Here is a 14,895-nt window from a genome sequence, read left to right on the forward strand (position 1 = left end):
GTCAAAGCTCCGGATAGATCGGGAATCGGCTGCACAGTTCCTCGACACGGGCGCGGACGCGGGCCTCAACCTGGCCATCGCCTTCCTCGCCGTTGCGCGACAGCCCGTCTACCACTTCCGCGATCAGCGCGCCAATCGTGCGGAACTCTTCCTCGCGGAAGCCGCGCGTGGTGCCGGCCGGAGTGCCAAGGCGGATACCCGAAGTGACGAACGGCGAGCGCGTGTCATACGGGATGCCGTTCTTGTTGCAGGTGAGGTAGGCCCGGTCGAGCCCCTTTTCGGCGGCCTTGCCGGTCACGTCCTTGGCGGTCAGGTCAACCAGCATCAGGTGGTTGTCGGTCCCGCCGGACACGATCCGCAGGCCATTGTCGGCCAGGCTGCTCGCCAGCGCGCGGGCGTTGGCGACGATCTGGGCGGCATAGGCCTTGAATTCTGGCTGGAGCGCTTCCTTGAAGGCCACGGCCTTCGCCGCGATCACGTGAACCAGCGGCCCGCCCTGCAGGCCGGGGAACACGGCAGTGTTGAACTTCTTGGCCAGCGCTTCGTCGTTGGTCAGGATGATGCCGCTGCGCGGGCCGCGCAGGCTCTTGTGCGTGGTGCTGGTGACGACATGGGCATGCGGGAAGGGCGAGGGGTGCGCGCCGCCCGCGACCAGGCCGGAGAAGTGCGACATGTCGACCAGCAGGTAGGCGCCGACCGCATCGGCGATCTCGCGGAACTTCTGGAAGTCCCACACCCGCGAATAGGCCGTGCCGCCGGCGATGATCAGCTTGGGCTTGTGCTCATGCGCCAGCCGTTCGACCGCTTCCATGTCCAGCTGTTCGTCGTCCTTGCGCACGCCATAGGCGACCGGGTTGAACCACTTGCCGCTCATGTTCACGGGGCTGCCGTGAGTCAGGTGGCCGCCGGAGTTGAGGTCCAGCCCCATGAAGGTATCGCCGGGATTGAGCAGTGCCAGGAACACCGCCTGGTTCATCTGGCTGCCCGAATTGGGCTGGACGTTGGCGAACTGGCAGCCGAACAGCTGCTTCGCCCGCTCGATCGCCAGGTTTTCGACGACGTCGGCATATTCGCAGCCGCCGTAATAGCGCTTGCCCGGATAGCCTTCGGCATACTTGTTGGTGAAGACCGAGCCGGTCGCCTCCAGCACGGCCAGGCTGGTGATGTTCTCGGACGCGATCAGTTCGATCTTGTGCTGCTGGCGGCCCAGTTCACCGCGAATGGCGGCGTGCACTTCGGGGTCGGTTTCGGCCAGATGCGCGGTGAAGAAGCCTTTCGACCGGATTTCCGGCTGGGCGTCGGCGATCACGGTCATGCGGTTGCTCCTTCAAGGTCAGGGTTGGATAGCTTGTCGACCCGGGGGCCATGGCGGCCACCGGCAAAATCGGTGTTCAGGAAGGCGTCGATACAGGCCTTGGCCATGTCGACGCCGGTCAGTCGGGCCCCCATGGCAATGGCGTTGGCATCGTTGTGTTCACGGGCCAGCGCGGCCGACAGCGGTTCCGACACCAGCGCGCAGCGCAGCGCCGGGTTGCGGTTGACCGCGATGGAAATGCCGATGCCCGAACCGCACAGCGCCACGCCGCGCTCTGCGGTGCCGTCAGCCACGATGGCGGCCAGCTTGTAGCCATAGTCCGGGTAATCGACCCGGTCGGCAGTATCGGGGCCAAGATCGGCCACCTGATGACCCAGGCCAATCAGGTACTCGCGCAATTCGGCCTTGAGGTCGATTGCGGCGTGGTCAGAGGCAATGGCAATGCGCATGGGCAGGCGCCGTCCTTCCGGGGGAGGGTAGAATCGCGTGCGCCCCCCTTAGTCGCGGATCGCCCGATTTGCCAGCGCCGAGGGCACCGTCCTTTGGTCCAGTGTCGCGGGTTTGACTTTCCGGCAGACGCAGCGCAGCTTTTCGGCAACACACGGTTTGCAGTGCTGACGAAATGCGGGGGAATGGATGAGCAAGGGCCTGGGAACGCTGGTGGCGCTGCTGGCCGCCGTGGTGCTGGCGATCATGGCTACCACCCCGCCGATGCCCCAGGGGCCGCAAACCCCGCCGAGCGAATTCGCCGTGGCCCGGGCGATGCCGGACGTGGTGGCCATCGCGCGCGAACCCCACATCACCGGCACGCCCGAAAATGCCAGGATGCGTGAATACATCGCGGCACGGATGCAGGCGCTGGGAATGGAAGTATCGACCAGTTCCGGCACGGTGGGAGAGCGCGGCACGGCCAAGCGCGACCGATGGACCGGACGCAGCGATCCGCCGCCGACCCTGACCAACGTGATCGGTGTGCTGCCGGGACGAAACCGCTCCCTGCCCGCCGTCCTGTTGATGTCGCACCACGATACGGTCTGGGGCTCGCCCGGCGCGGCTGACGATACGGCCGGAATTGCCGTCAGCCTGGAAGTCGCCCGCGCGATCAAGGCCGGGGGCGGGGCAGAGCGCGATCTGGTGGTGCTGGTCACCGATGCGGAAGAACTGGGTCTGGAAGGGGCAAAGCAGTTCTTCGCCGAACATCCGTTGCGCACCCGCGTTGGTGCCGTGATCAATATGGAGGCACGCGGGGGCGGCGGTCGCACAACCCTGTTCCAGACATCGAGCGACAATGGCAATGCGGTGGCCTTGTTCGCGGATGTCGCACGGCGGCCCGGTGGCAGCTCGCTCGCTGCTTATATCTACAGTGTCCTGCCCAACGATACCGATCTGACCCCGGTGCTGGCCGGATCTTATACGGCCTACAATTTCGCCTTTATCGGCCGGTCGGGCCTGTATCACTCGCCGCTGGCCACCCCGGCGCGGCTGGATCAGGGCGCGGTGCAGGACATGGGCGCGCAAGTGCTGGAGCTGTCGCGCGCGTTGCTCAATTCCCCCGCGATGCCCGCGCCCGCGCCCGATGCGGTGTTTTTCGACCTGTTCGGGCGGATCATGCTGACCTATCCGGTCTGGGCGGGATGGATCATGCTGATCGTGGCGGCGGGTGCGCTGGGGCTGACCGTGCGGGAGCAGCCGGATCTGCGCGCGCTGGGTAGCGGTGCCGGGCGGATGGCGGGCCTGCTGCTGGTGGCTGCTGCCCTCTATTACCTGCTCAACCTGCTGTCCGGCGCGGACGGTCCGACCAATTACTATGACCGGCTGGCCGCGATTCCCCGGCTCGAGGCGATGGCCGCGCTGGGCGGGATGGCAGCGGCACTGGTCCTGCTGGGCGGGGCGCTGTCTCCGGCCGGAAAGGTCGGCGCGGCGTTGCCATTGTTGCTGATAGCGGCAGCGGCGCAAGCGATTGCTCCGACAGCGGCCTACTTCATTGTGATCCCGGTCATGCTGGCGGCCTTGGCCCTGTTGTCGTTGCAGCGGTCAGGCGGCACGGCGGCTCGGGCCTTCGCGGGGGCCGTTGCCGCCTCGGTCGTGGGGTACATGCTCGCGCTGGGGCATCAGGTGATGCAGGGCGTGGGGCCGACCATGCCGATGGCGGCGGCCCTGCCGCTGGCGCTGGGCGCGCTGGGATTGCTGCCCGTCTGGCATGGGGTGACGAGCCGGACGGCACGCATTAGTGCGGCCGGTCTGCTGATCCTGGCCATGGCGGTGGCACTGTGGGTGCGGCTGGATCCGGTAGCGGAAACGGTCGCAGTTTATGCCGACACCAAGCGCTGATGCAGAAAGGCCCCGGATTTACCGGGGCCTTTCGCGTTACTGGTCGAGGAAACTGCGCATCTTGCGCGACCGGCTCGGGTGCTTGAGCTTGCGCAGCGCCTTTGCTTCGATCTGACGGATACGTTCGCGCGTCACCGAGAACTGCTGGCCGACTTCTTCCAGCGTGTGATCGGTGTTCATGCCAATGCCGAAACGCATGCGCAGCACACGTTCCTCACGCGGGGTGAGGCTGGCCAGCACGCGGGTGACCGTTTCCTTGAGGTTCGCCTGAATCGCGGCATCCACCGGGATGATCGCATTCTTGTCCTCGATGAAATCGCCGAGGTGCGAATCTTCCTCGTCGCCAATCGGCGTTTCGAGGGAGATCGGCTCCTTGGCGATCTTCATCACCTTGCGGACCTTTTCGAGCGGCATCGACAGACGCTCGGCCATTTCTTCCGGCGTCGGTTCGCGGCCCTGCTCGTGCAGGAACTGGCGGCTGGTGCGGACCAGCTTGTTGATCGTCTCGATCATGTGGACCGGGATGCGGATCGTGCGGGCCTGGTCGGCAATCGAGCGGGTGATTGCCTGACGAATCCACCACGTCGCATAGGTGCTGAACTTGTAGCCGCGGCGGTATTCGAACTTGTCGACCGCCTTCATCAGCCCGATGTTGCCTTCCTGGATCAGGTCGAGGAACTGCAAGCCGCGATTGGTGTATTTCTTGGCGATGGAGATCACCAGTCGCAGGTTCGCCTCGACCATTTCCTTCTTGGCGATGCGCGCTTCGCGTTCACCCTTCTGGACCATGTTGACGATGCGGCGGAATTCGGTGAGCGCCATGCCGGTGGCCGACGCGATGTCCGCCACTTCGGAACGGATACGTTCAACCGCATCGGCTTCGTTCTCGGCAAAGGCGGCCCACTTTTTGTCGCGCTTCGACATCGTGGCCAGCCAGGTGTCATCCAGCTCGTTGCCGACGTACGTGTCGAGGAAGTCCTTGCGGCTGACCTTGTGACGCTCTGCCAGGCGCAGCATCTGCCCGCCCAGCGCGGTCAGGCGGCGGTTGAAGGCGTAGAGGTTGTCGACCAGGTACTCGATCTTGCTGGCGTGGAACTGCACGCTTTCGACCTGTGCGGTGAGTTCCTCGCGCAGTTCCTGGTACTGCTTTTCCTTCGCAGCCGGGAAGTCCAGCCCCAGGCTCATGGATTCGAGGCGATTGGCCTGAAGCTTTTCGAACTTGCGGAACAGCTCCGTGATCAGCGCGAACTTTTCCAGCGCTTCCGGCTTCAGCTGCGCTTCCATCTGCGCGAGCGAGAGAGTGTTGTCTTCCTCTTCTTCCTCGGCCGGACGGCGGGCGCGGCGTTCGATGCCGTCCTCGTCCTCTTCGTCGGCGGATTCCTCCTCGACGTCTTCTTCTTCCTTGAAGGAGGGGCCGGCGGTGGCTTCGCTGATTTCGCCGTCGCCTTCTTCCTCACCGTCTTCGGTCAGGTTCTCGGGCGCCGGTTCCTTCGACAGCATCGCATCGAGGTCGAGGATTTCGCGCAGCTGCATTTCGCCCGCGTTCAGGGCCTCGGACCACTGGATGATCGCGTGGAACGTGATCGGGCTTTCGCACAGGCCCAGAATCATCGTGTCGCGGCCGGCTTCGATCCGCTTGGCGATGGCGATTTCGCCTTCGCGGCTGAGCAGTTCCACCGCGCCCATTTCGCGCAGGTACATGCGCACCGGGTCATCGGTCCGCTCGACCGTTTCCTTCTTCTTGATCAGGTCGGGGCGTTCGCCAACCGGATCCGGCTCGTCGATTTCATCGACTTCCCGCTCTTCCGGATCGACCGCGTCCTCGTCGCTCTCGACGATGTTGACGCCCATCTCGCTGATCGCGGCCATGATGTCCTCGATCTGCTCGGAGGTCATCTGGTCTTGCGGCAGCGCCTCGTTCAGCTCGTCATAAGTGATCACGCCGCGCTTCTTGGCGCGCGCGATCAGCTTCTTGATCGAGGCTTCGTTGAGATCGATCAGGGGGGCGTCGCCGCCTTCCTTTTCGCCGCCGTTCAGTTCTTCGTCCATCAATCCGCCATGTTCCGTGTTACGCCGCTCCCCCCGGAGCGGCGGATCGCGCGCTGGCCATTTGCCGCAGACGCGAATCGAATTCCAGCTTTCTCTTTAGCAAGCGCTGCTGTTCGGCATATGCCCCTTCCGAAAGGTCCTGCTCGAACCGGGCCGTGGCTGCCGCCAGCGCGGCTTCCAGCGCGGGGCGTTCGACCAGCAGACCAATCGCCTGGGCCAGCTCGGCGCGGGCCTGTTCGGGCGGAATCTCGTCGGCCAGAAAGCCAAATCGCAGCGAGGCGTATTCTTCGGGGGCCGGGGCTGCTAGACCCCGCCCGGCCAATATGGTGGCAAGCGCCGCCATTTCAAGCGGTTCGCCGTTTTCCGCCGCATCGACCAACGCATCAAAGCGCGGATCGGCCAGCTGGGCCTGCACAAGTGCATCGCCATTGCGCAGGATCTCATCCGGGAAACGCAGCAGTCCGGCAATAACGGCCGCCGCCAGTGCATCGCGCGCGCCGCCGGAAACAGAGCGCCGCAACCGCCCGGTCTGCTCTGGATCGGAGCGGGGGGGCGGGGCCTTGCCGCCAAAGCGCGGATTGCCGCCACCGCGCGCGGCAGGCTGCCATGCACGCTCCTCGCGCCGGGGAAAGGCGAAGGCGGAAAACTTTTCCATCAGGTCGCGGCGATAGAGCGCCTTGATGTCCGGGTCCTGGATTGTTTCCACGTGGGCCATCAGCCGTGCCTTGAGGCCTGCCTTGTCTTCCGGCGTTTCGAGGGGGGCGGCCTCGCGCTCGTGCTCCCACAAGAGGTCGAGCAGGGTCTGCGGGCTGGCGAGCAGCGCTTCCATCGCGCGCGCGCCGTCGCGCTTGATCAGATCGTCGGGATCCATGCCGGTCGGCAGGCGGACGATTCGCAGCGAATGGGCGGGGCGCAGCAGTGGCAGGGCGCGGGTCACGGCGCGCATTGCCGCGCGCTGCCCGGCGGCGTCGCCATCGAAACAGAGTACTGGCGTTTCAACCAGCCGCCACAGCATCTCGATCTGCCGCTCGGTCAGCGCGGTGCCCAGCGGTGCGACCGCATCCGCGATCCCCGCCGCCGCCAGCGCGATCACGTCCATATAGCCTTCGACCACCACGATCCGCCCGGTCTGGCGGCTCGCCGGTCCGGCCCGGTGCAGGTTGTAAAGCGTCCGCCCCTTGTCGAACAGCGGGGTGTCGGGGGAGTTCAGATACTTCGGCGCATCGGTCTTTTTCGCATCCAGAATGCGCCCGCCAAACGCGATCACCCGCCCGCGCGCATCCTCGATCGGCAGCATCAGGCGGCCCCGGAACCGGTCGTACGGCTCCTTTTCATCCACCGCGATTCGCAGCCCGGCCTCGATCAGCTTGGCTTCGGGAAATTTCTTCAGCGCCTCTTTCAGCGCCTGCCGCCCATCGGGGGCAAAGCCGAAGCCGAAGCGCTGCAACGTGTGCGCATCGAACCCGCGCGTGGCGAGGTAGGCGCGGGCGCGCTCACCCTCTGGAGCGGCGAGGCGCTCCACGAACCAGGCCTGCGCCGCCGCCATCACGTCGTGCAGCGAATCGCGAACTTGCGCCTGCAGGGCGGCGCGCGGATCGGGTGCGGGTACTTCCATGCCGGCTTCGGCCGCCAGTTCCTTCACCGCGTCCATGAACGACAGCCCGCGCTGGTCGGTCATCCAGCGAATCACATCGCCGTGCGCGCCGCAGCCAAAGCAGTGGTAGAACCCCTTGACGTCGTTGACGGTGAAGCTCGGCGATTTCTCATTGTGAAACGGGCAGCACGCCTTCCACTCATGCCCCGCCTTGATGAGCCGCGTCGTCCGCCCGATCACGCCGGACAGCGTGACGCGGGCGCGCAGTTCATCAAGCCATTGCGGGGTCAGCGCCACGTCAGGCCAGCGCCGCCTTCACCAGGCCGCTGGCCTTGCCCATGTCCAGTTGCGTGCCGTGGCGCGCCTTGAGCTCGGCGATGACCTTGCCCATGTCCTTGATCGAGGTCGCGCCAAGCTCGGCCTTGATCGCCTCGATCGCGGCCTTCGTCTCGTCCTCGCCCATCTGCTGGGGCAGGAATTCCTCGATCACGGCCAGTTCGGCCTTTTCCTGCTCGGCCAGCTCCTGGCGGCCGCCCTGTTCATAAAGCGTGATCGATTCGCGGCGCTGCTTCGCCATTTTCTGCAGGACATCGACGACAATGGCGTCATCATCGGGCAGCTGGCTGGCGGTGCGCAGTTCGATGTCCTTGTCCTTCAGCTTGGCCAGGATCAGGCGGACGGCGGCCAGGCGCGGCTTGTCGCCGGATTTCATGGACGAAATTTGCGCGGCCTTGATCGAATCGCGAAGCATTTTGCGGGGTTTCCTGTGAATACGGTTTCGGTGCTGGGGAAAGGAGACGCCCTAGCCGGAATTTTCCGGTTTTCATAGGTTGACGCTGCGGCTCGACAGGTCTAGCCGCGGAGCCTTAGCAACATCGCCAGAACACCTGCCAACGGAGCGCCTCCCCATGGCCGACGCCGCCACTTTGCACGCACCTCAACCACAGGGTGCGACGGGAGTCCTTGTGCTTGCCGACGGCCACGTGGCCTGGGGCCGCGGTTTCGGGGCCGAGGGCGAGGCCGTGGGCGAAGTGTGCTTCAACACCGCCATGACCGGCTATCAGGAAGTGATGACCGACCCGTCCTATGCCGGGCAGATCGTGACGTTCACGTTCCCGCACATCGGCAACGTCGGCGTGAACGACGAAGACCTGGAAGCCCGCGTCGACGGCGCGGTCGGCTGCGTGGTGCGCGAGGACGTGACGCAATCGTCCAATTTCCGCGCGCAGGGCGAATTCGGCGCGTGGCTGGCGGCCAAGGGCAAGATCGGCCTGGCCGGCATCGACACCCGCGCGCTGACCCGCCGCATCCGCCTGTCGGGCGCGCCCAATGCCGTGATCGCGCATTCGCCCAGCGGCAAGTTCGACATTCCCGCCCTGATCAAGCGCGCCGCCGCCTGGCCGGGGCTGGAGGGGATGGACCTTGCCCGCGTGGTCAGCCGCCACGAAGTGGAAAGCTGGGAAGGCGGTGTCTGGACGCTGGGCAAGGGCTATGCCCGCAGTCCGCGTGACGCGCGCCCGCACGTCGTGGCGATGGATTTCGGCGCGAAGGACAACATCTTCCGCAATCTGGTGCAGGCCGGTGCGCGCGTGACCGTCGTTCCCGCCCAGACCCCGCTCGACGGCGTGCTGGCGCTGGAGCCGGACGGCGTGTTCCTCTCCAATGGCCCCGGCGATCCCGCCGCGACCGGCGCCTATGCCGTGCCGGTGATCCAGGGCCTGCTGCAACGCGACATTCCGATTTTCGGGATCTGCCTGGGCCACCAGATGCTGGCGCTCGCCGCTGGCGCGAAGACCACCAAGATGCACCAGGGGCATCGCGGCGCAAACCATCCGGTCAAGCGGCTGGATGACGGCGTGGTCGAAATCACCAGCATGAACCACGGTTTCGCAGTCGATAACACCGCGCTGCCCGACACCGTGATCGAAACCCACGTCAGCCTGTTCGACGGCTCCAACTGCGGCATCGCGGTGAAGGGCAAGAAGGCGTTCAGCGTGCAATATCACCCCGAAGCCAGTCCCGGCCCGATGGATAGCTTCTACCTGTTCCAGAAATTCATCGAGAGCCTCGCGTAATGCCCAAACGCACTGACATCTCCTCGATCCTCGTCATTGGCGCCGGTCCGATTGTTATCGGGCAGGCTTGCGAGTTCGACTATTCCGGCACCCAGGCGATCAAGGCCCTGAAGGAGGAGGGCTACCGCGTGGTCCTCGTCAACTCCAACCCCGCCACGATCATGACCGATCCGGACATGGCCGACGCGACCTATGTCGAGCCGATCACGCCCGAAATCGTCGCCCGGATCATCGAGAAGGAGCGGCCTGACGCCGTGCTGCCGACGATGGGCGGGCAGACCGCGCTGAACACCGCGCTGGCGCTGTTTAACGACGGGACGCTGGAAAAGTATGGCGTGAAGATGATCGGCGCGGATGCCGATGCCATCGACAAGGCCGAAGACCGCCAGCGGTTCCGCGAGGCAATGGACAAGATCGGGCTGGAATCGGCGCGGTCGGGCGTCGCCCACACGGTGGAGGAAGCCTTTGCCGTGCTGGAACGCACCGGGCTGCCCTCGATCATCCGCCCCAGCTTCACGCTGGGCGGCACCGGCGGCGGCGTGGCCTATAACAAGGCCGAGTTCGAGGCGATTGTCCGTTCCGGCCTCGACGCATCGCCCACCACCGAAGTGCTGATCGAAGAATCGCTGCTGGGGTGGAAAGAGTATGAGATGGAAGTCGTGCGTGATCGCAACGACAACGCCATCATCATCTGTTCCATCGAAAACGTCGATCCGATGGGCGTCCACACGGGCGATTCCATCACCGTCGCGCCCGCGCTGACGCTGACCGACAAGGAATACCAGATCATGCGCTCGGCCAGCATTGCCGTGCTGCGTGAGATTGGCGTCGAAACCGGCGGGTCGAACGTGCAGTTCGCGGTCAATCCGGCGGACGGCCGCCTGATCGTGATCGAAATGAACCCGCGCGTGTCGCGTTCGTCGGCGCTGGCATCGAAGGCCACCGGCTTCCCCATCGCGCGCGTCGCGGCGAAGCTGGCCGTGGGCTACACGCTGGACGAGCTGACCAACGAAATCACCGGGGCCACCCCGGCCAGTTTCGAACCGTCGATCGACTATGTCGTTACCAAGATTCCGCGCTTTGCCTTTGAAAAGTTCAAGGGTGCGGAGCCGCTGCTCTCGACCGCGATGAAGTCGGTCGGCGAAGTCATGGCGATTGGCCGCAACTTCAAGGAATCGATGCAGAAGGCGCTGCGCGGGCTGGAGACCGGGCTGGACGGGTTCAACCGCGTCCTGCACCTGGAAGGCGCGGGCCGGGATGAAATCACCGCGGCGCTTTCACGCCAGACGCCGGACCGGCTGCTGATCGTCGGCCAAGCCTTCCGCGAAGGCTTCACTGTCGATGAAGTCCACGCGATCACGCATTACGACAAGTGGTTCCTGCGCCACATCGCCGAGATCATCGCTGAAGAAGCGAAGATCATGGAAGACGGCCTGCCGACCGATGCGGCCGGGCTGCGCCGCCTGAAGGCGATGGGCTTTTCCGACAAGCGGCTGGCAGTGCTGGCCGTGCGCGGCATCCACGTGGCGGGCGGTCTGGGTGAGACCAACGCGCGCCGTTCGGGCCTGCTCCACGATGCGCTCCGCGCGATGGCGGGCGCCACCAGCGAGGACGAAGTGCGCGCGCTGCGCCAGAAGCTGGGCGTCCACCCGGTGTTCAAGCGGATCGATAGCTGCGCGGCGGAATTTGAAGCCGTCACGCCCTATATGTATTCAACCTACGAAGCGCCCATGTTCGGCGCTCCGGAGGACGAGGCGCGCCCGTCCGACCGCCGCAAGATCGTGATCCTGGGTGGCGGTCCGAACCGGATCGGGCAGGGGATCGAGTTCGACTATTGCTGCTGCCACGCGTGTTTCGCGCTGGAAGACGCCGGGTTCGAAACGATCATGATCAACTGCAACCCGGAAACGGTTAGCACCGATTACGACACCTCGGACCGTCTCTACTTCGAGCCGCTGACGGCCGAGGACGTGCTGGAAATCCTGCGGGTGGAACAGCAGAACGGCGAACTGGTCGGCGTGATCGTGCAGTTCGGCGGTCAGACCCCGCTGAAGCTGGCGCAGGCGCTGGAAGATGCGGGCATTCCGATCCTCGGCACCTCACCCGACGCGATCGACCTGGCTGAAGACCGTGAGCGGTTCTCCGCCCTGGTCGAGAAATTGAACCTCAAGCAGCCGGCCAATGGCATTGCCCGCAGCCGCGACGAGGCCGTGGCGGTGGCGAACCGCATCGGCTTCCCCGTGCTGATCCGTCCCAGCTATGTGCTGGGCGGCCGCGCGATGGAGATCGTCGACAGCGTGGCGCAGCTGGATGACTACATCGCGACTGCAGTGCAGGTGTCGGGTGATTCGCCGGTGCTGATCGACCAGTACCTGCGCGATGCCATCGAGTGTGATGTCGATGCGCTGTGCGACGGTGAACAGGTCGTCGTCGCGGGCGTGATGCAGCACATCGAGGAGGCCGGCATCCACTCTGGCGACTCTGCCTGCACTCTGCCGCCCTACAGCCTGCCCGCCGAAGTGATCGCCGAAATGGAACGTCAGGCCGAAGCGCTGGCGCTGGCGCTGGGCGTCAAGGGGCTGATGAACATCCAGTTCGCGGTGAAGGATGGCGACGTTTACCTGATCGAGGTGAACCCGCGTGCCAGCCGCACGGTGCCGTTCGTCGCCAAGGCCATCGGCCAGCCGGTCGCCAAGATCGCCGCGCGGGTAATGGCGGGCGAAAAGCTCTCCACGTTCCCGCCGTTCAAGCGCGAACTGGATTACATGGCGGTGAAGGAAGCCGTGTTCCCGTTCGCCCGCTTCCCCGGCGTCGATCCGGTGCTGTCGCCGGAAATGAAGTCGACCGGCGAAGTGATGGGCATCGACCGCGATTTCGCGACCGCTTTTGCCAAGTCCCAGCTGGGCGCGGGCATGAAGCTGCCGCAGGGCGGGGTGGTGTTTGTCTCGGTCAAGGATACCGACAAGCCGGTGATCCTGCCGGCGGCAAAGAAGCTTGTGGAACTGGGCTTCCGCCTGATCGCCACCGGCGGGACGGCCAAGTTCCTCGCCGAAATGGGCGTGCCGGTGGAACCCGTGAACAAGGTGGCCGAAGGTCGCCCGCATATCGTCGACAAGATCATCGACGGCGATGTCGCGCTGATCTTCAACACCACCGAAGGCTGGCAGAGCCTGAAGGATTCGCAGTCGATCCGCGCCTCCGCGCTGTCGGGCAAGGTGCCGTACTTCACCACGGCGGCGGCATCGGTTGCGGCTGTGGAAGCCATCGCCGCGCTGCGCGGCGCCCCGCTTGAAGTGCGCTCGCTCCAGGCCTATTATGGATAAGTAATCGCGCTTTCCCCCCTGCCATCGCGATCGTCGCTGCCCGTTGCCATCCTGGCACTGGGGGGCGGGGTAGTCGCCAAGGGGGGCGGCGGAAGGAAGGAAGTGAAGACATGGCGAGCGTTGAAAAGCTGCCGATGCTGGCGGAAGGCTACGAACGGCTGGTCGCCGAGCTGAAGGCGCTGCGCGAGGAACGACCCAAGATCGTGGACGCGATCGAGGAAGCCCGTGCGCACGGCGACCTGTCGGAAAACGCCGAGTATCATGCCGCCAAGGAACGCCAGGGTCAGGTTGAGGCCACCATTGGTGACCTTGAGGACCGGATCAGCCGCGCCCAGATCATCGATCCGACCACCTTGTCGGGCGACAAGATCATCTTTGGTGCGACGGTGACCCTGCTGGACGACGATGACAAGCCGGTGCGCTACCAGATCGTCGGCCCTTACGAGGCTGACGCCAAGGTTGGCCGGATCAGCTACAACTCGCCGCTGGGCCGGGCCCTGATCGGCCGGCAGGTGGGGGACGAGGTGGAAGTCTCGGTCCCGGCCGGAGATCGTTGCTACGCGGTCGAGAAGATCGAGTTCATCTGATCCCGGTCTTTCCCAGACCCATAGCAAAAGGCCCCGCAATCGCGGGGCCTTTTTCGTTGAAGTCTCAGCGCTTCAGCATGTCGGGCTGGAGCAGGCGGTGCAGGTGCACCACCACGTACTTCATCTCCGCGTCGTCCACGGTGCGCTGGGCGGCGGCGCGCCAGGCATCTTCGGCGGCGGCATAATCGGGGAACACCCCGACGACTTCGATCTGGGACAGGTCGGCAAATTCAAGGCCCTGCGGATCCTTGACGCGCCCACCCATGACAAGGTGGAGTTTCTGTTCGCTCATGTCAGTTCCTGGGAGAGAGGAAGCCCGCCAATAGGCATAACGTTACGGCATCGCAAGGCTGCGCATGTCCGAAATCGTTACTTTTGTGCGGTGAGGCGAGTGTTACTTTCCGCGCGCGCGGGCCACCAGCCGAATAGCCTCGCCGGCCAGCATCATTCCGGTCGCACGCGCCGAACCGGCCGTGCGTGTGACGCCGTCCTTAAGCCGGTCGGCAGTGCTCCCACCGTGGGCCGTTTCGGCCGCTTCGGCCGGTCGCGGCGCTGTTCCGGCCTGCTTACTGATGGCCATGCCCAGTTCAGCAGCCAGCGCTGCGGCGGTCATCAGGCGTCCGCCCAGCTTGCTGCCGAACCGCTTGGGCACCAGCGCACCGGCCAGCATGCCCAGTCCGGCACCGGTCGCCACCACCAGCCAGGGATATTCCGCTGCCAGCGATCGATAGCTTTCCGGCGGATAGGCATCGGGCAAGACCGGACGGGCAGGGATCGGGGGCAGGGTATCGGCCCCTTGACGCAGCCGTTCCTGCGAAGCGGCAATTTTGCCGCGAATGCGTTCGCTGCGGGCCTTGGCTTCGCTCACTCGGACGGCTCCTCGGTTGATGGGCTGGTGGCGGTGCTAGCGGCATCATCCTGAACGGCGGCTGGCCGGAGCAAGGCACCAATGGTGCGGCTTACCTGATCGCGAAAGGTCCACAGCGCCAGCGCGCCAATCGCCCCGGCAATGATGCCCTTGCTGTTTTTCGCCACGGTCAGCGCCTGGTCGGCCAGATCCAGTGCATCGCCGGTGACCTTGTCGACCACCCGCCCGCCGACGCTGCGCGCGGCGAGGTCGGCCTTGATCTGGGCCACATGGCCATCGACCAGCTGGCGCGCGGCATTGCGGTTTGCCCGGTCTGCGGCGAGCCGTTCCTCGGCCTCGGTCATGGGGTTTCATCCGGCTGAGAGAGTTGCCCGGCCACATGCTTCCAGCGCCGGGCCGCCGCGGCACCGCACAGCGCAGCGGCGATCAGCAGCGCCACCACGGTCACCAGGGTCGCCAGCCACGGCCCGATCACGCTGGCCAGGCCCAGCACCAGCCCGAAGGTCAGCGCCATCAGCGCAAAGCAGACAAGCACCACCGCCAGCCCGCCCCAGGCCGCGACCGACTTCGCGCCTTGCCCAGCCACTGCCGCACGCGACTTCTGGTAGGCCAGTTCTGCCTCCAGCAGGGTACGGCCATCCGTGATCAACTGCTGGACATCATCCAGCAGTGATCGGTCTGCCGCGTCATCGGCGGCGGGCTTGACCAGCGGAGGGGCCTGATCTTCCATGAGCGGAGGCAACGCGGGCGATT

The 14,895-nt window shown here is 65.4% G+C and carries 13 protein-coding genes; 4 read left to right on the top strand and 9 right to left on the bottom strand.

Annotated features, from left to right (window positions below; translation table 11 throughout):
* Nucleotide 1 precedes the first annotated feature (1 nt).
* Nucleotides 2-1,315 (bottom strand): serine hydroxymethyltransferase, encoded by a 1,314-nt coding sequence (glyA, locus tag IE113_RS06880; protein WP_189539840.1) that lies wholly within the window; start codon nt 1,313-1,315, stop codon nt 2-4.
* Nucleotides 1,312-1,764 carry a ribose 5-phosphate isomerase B gene (gene rpiB / locus IE113_RS06885; protein ID WP_189539842.1) on the bottom strand — a complete coding sequence of 151 codons (453 nt, stop codon included), beginning with the start codon at nt 1,762-1,764 and terminating at the stop codon, nt 1,312-1,314. Before rpiB ends, glyA begins: the two co-directional genes overlap by 4 nt.
* A gap of 187 nt (nt 1,765-1,951) precedes the next feature.
* Here rpiB and IE113_RS06890 point away from each other — a divergent pair, with 187 nt between their 5' ends.
* A complete protein-coding gene (locus IE113_RS06890; RefSeq protein ID WP_229822178.1) occupies nt 1,952-3,646 on the top strand; it encodes a M20/M25/M40 family metallo-hydrolase in 1,695 nt (564 codons plus the stop codon).
* Nucleotides 3,647-3,682: 36 nt separating this feature from the next.
* Here the strand turns inward: IE113_RS06890 and rpoD are convergent, their stop codons facing one another.
* From rpoD to IE113_RS06905, 3 genes are read right to left on the bottom strand one after another with little or no spacing between them, the layout of a single operon-like run.
* On the bottom strand, nt 3,683-5,695 hold the full coding sequence (gene rpoD / locus IE113_RS06895; protein ID WP_189539843.1) for an RNA polymerase sigma factor RpoD: 2,013 nt from the start codon (nt 5,693-5,695) through the stop codon (nt 3,683-3,685).
* Nucleotides 5,696-5,714: 19 nt separating this feature from the next.
* Nucleotides 5,715-7,586 (bottom strand): DNA primase, encoded by a 1,872-nt coding sequence (dnaG, locus tag IE113_RS06900; RefSeq protein WP_189539845.1) that lies wholly within the window; start codon nt 7,584-7,586, stop codon nt 5,715-5,717.
* Nucleotide 7,587: 1 nt separating this feature from the next.
* Nucleotides 7,588-8,040 (bottom strand): GatB/YqeY domain-containing protein, encoded by a 453-nt coding sequence (locus tag IE113_RS06905; RefSeq protein WP_189539847.1) that lies wholly within the window; start codon nt 8,038-8,040, stop codon nt 7,588-7,590.
* A gap of 157 nt (nt 8,041-8,197) precedes the next feature.
* Here IE113_RS06905 and carA point away from each other — a divergent pair, with 157 nt between their 5' ends.
* The 3 genes from carA to greA all read left to right on the top strand — a co-directional run bounded on the left by carA (nt 8,198) and on the right by greA (nt 13,274).
* A complete protein-coding gene (gene carA / locus IE113_RS06910; protein ID WP_189539849.1) occupies nt 8,198-9,364 on the top strand; it encodes a glutamine-hydrolyzing carbamoyl-phosphate synthase small subunit in 1,167 nt (388 codons plus the stop codon).
* Nucleotides 9,364-12,687, top strand: coding sequence for a carbamoyl-phosphate synthase large subunit (carB, locus tag IE113_RS06915; protein WP_189539851.1), 3,324 nt, complete (start codon nt 9,364-9,366; stop codon nt 12,685-12,687). Before carA ends, carB begins: the two co-directional genes overlap by 1 nt.
* A 110-nt stretch (nt 12,688-12,797) precedes the next feature.
* A complete protein-coding gene (gene greA / locus IE113_RS06920) occupies nt 12,798-13,274 on the top strand; it encodes a transcription elongation factor GreA (RefSeq protein WP_189539853.1) in 477 nt (158 codons plus the stop codon).
* 64 nt (nt 13,275-13,338) lie between these two features.
* Here greA and IE113_RS06925 read toward each other — a convergent pair whose 3' ends face one another.
* The 4 genes from IE113_RS06925 to IE113_RS06940 form a co-directional block, all read right to left on the bottom strand.
* Nucleotides 13,339-13,566 carry a DUF4170 domain-containing protein gene (locus tag IE113_RS06925; RefSeq protein WP_189539855.1) on the bottom strand — a complete coding sequence of 76 codons (228 nt, stop codon included), beginning with the start codon at nt 13,564-13,566 and terminating at the stop codon, nt 13,339-13,341.
* 102 nt (nt 13,567-13,668) lie between these two features.
* Complete coding sequence (locus tag IE113_RS06930) at nt 13,669-14,142, bottom strand: hypothetical protein (RefSeq protein WP_189539857.1); 474 nt, start codon at nt 14,140-14,142, stop codon at nt 13,669-13,671.
* Nucleotides 14,139-14,486, bottom strand: a complete 348-nt coding sequence (locus IE113_RS06935) for a hypothetical protein (RefSeq protein ID WP_189539859.1) — start codon at nt 14,484-14,486, stop codon at nt 14,139-14,141. Before IE113_RS06935 ends, IE113_RS06930 begins: the two co-directional genes overlap by 4 nt.
* Nucleotides 14,483-14,872 carry a phage holin family protein gene (locus IE113_RS06940; protein ID WP_189539861.1) on the bottom strand — a complete coding sequence of 130 codons (390 nt, stop codon included), beginning with the start codon at nt 14,870-14,872 and terminating at the stop codon, nt 14,483-14,485. The genes IE113_RS06935 and IE113_RS06940 overlap by 4 nt, the downstream gene beginning before the upstream one ends.
* Nucleotides 14,873-14,895 lie beyond the last annotated feature (23 nt).

Source organism: Novosphingobium arvoryzae (genome assembly GCF_014652615.1).
GTDB lineage: Bacteria > Pseudomonadota > Alphaproteobacteria > Sphingomonadales > Sphingomonadaceae > Novosphingobium > Novosphingobium arvoryzae.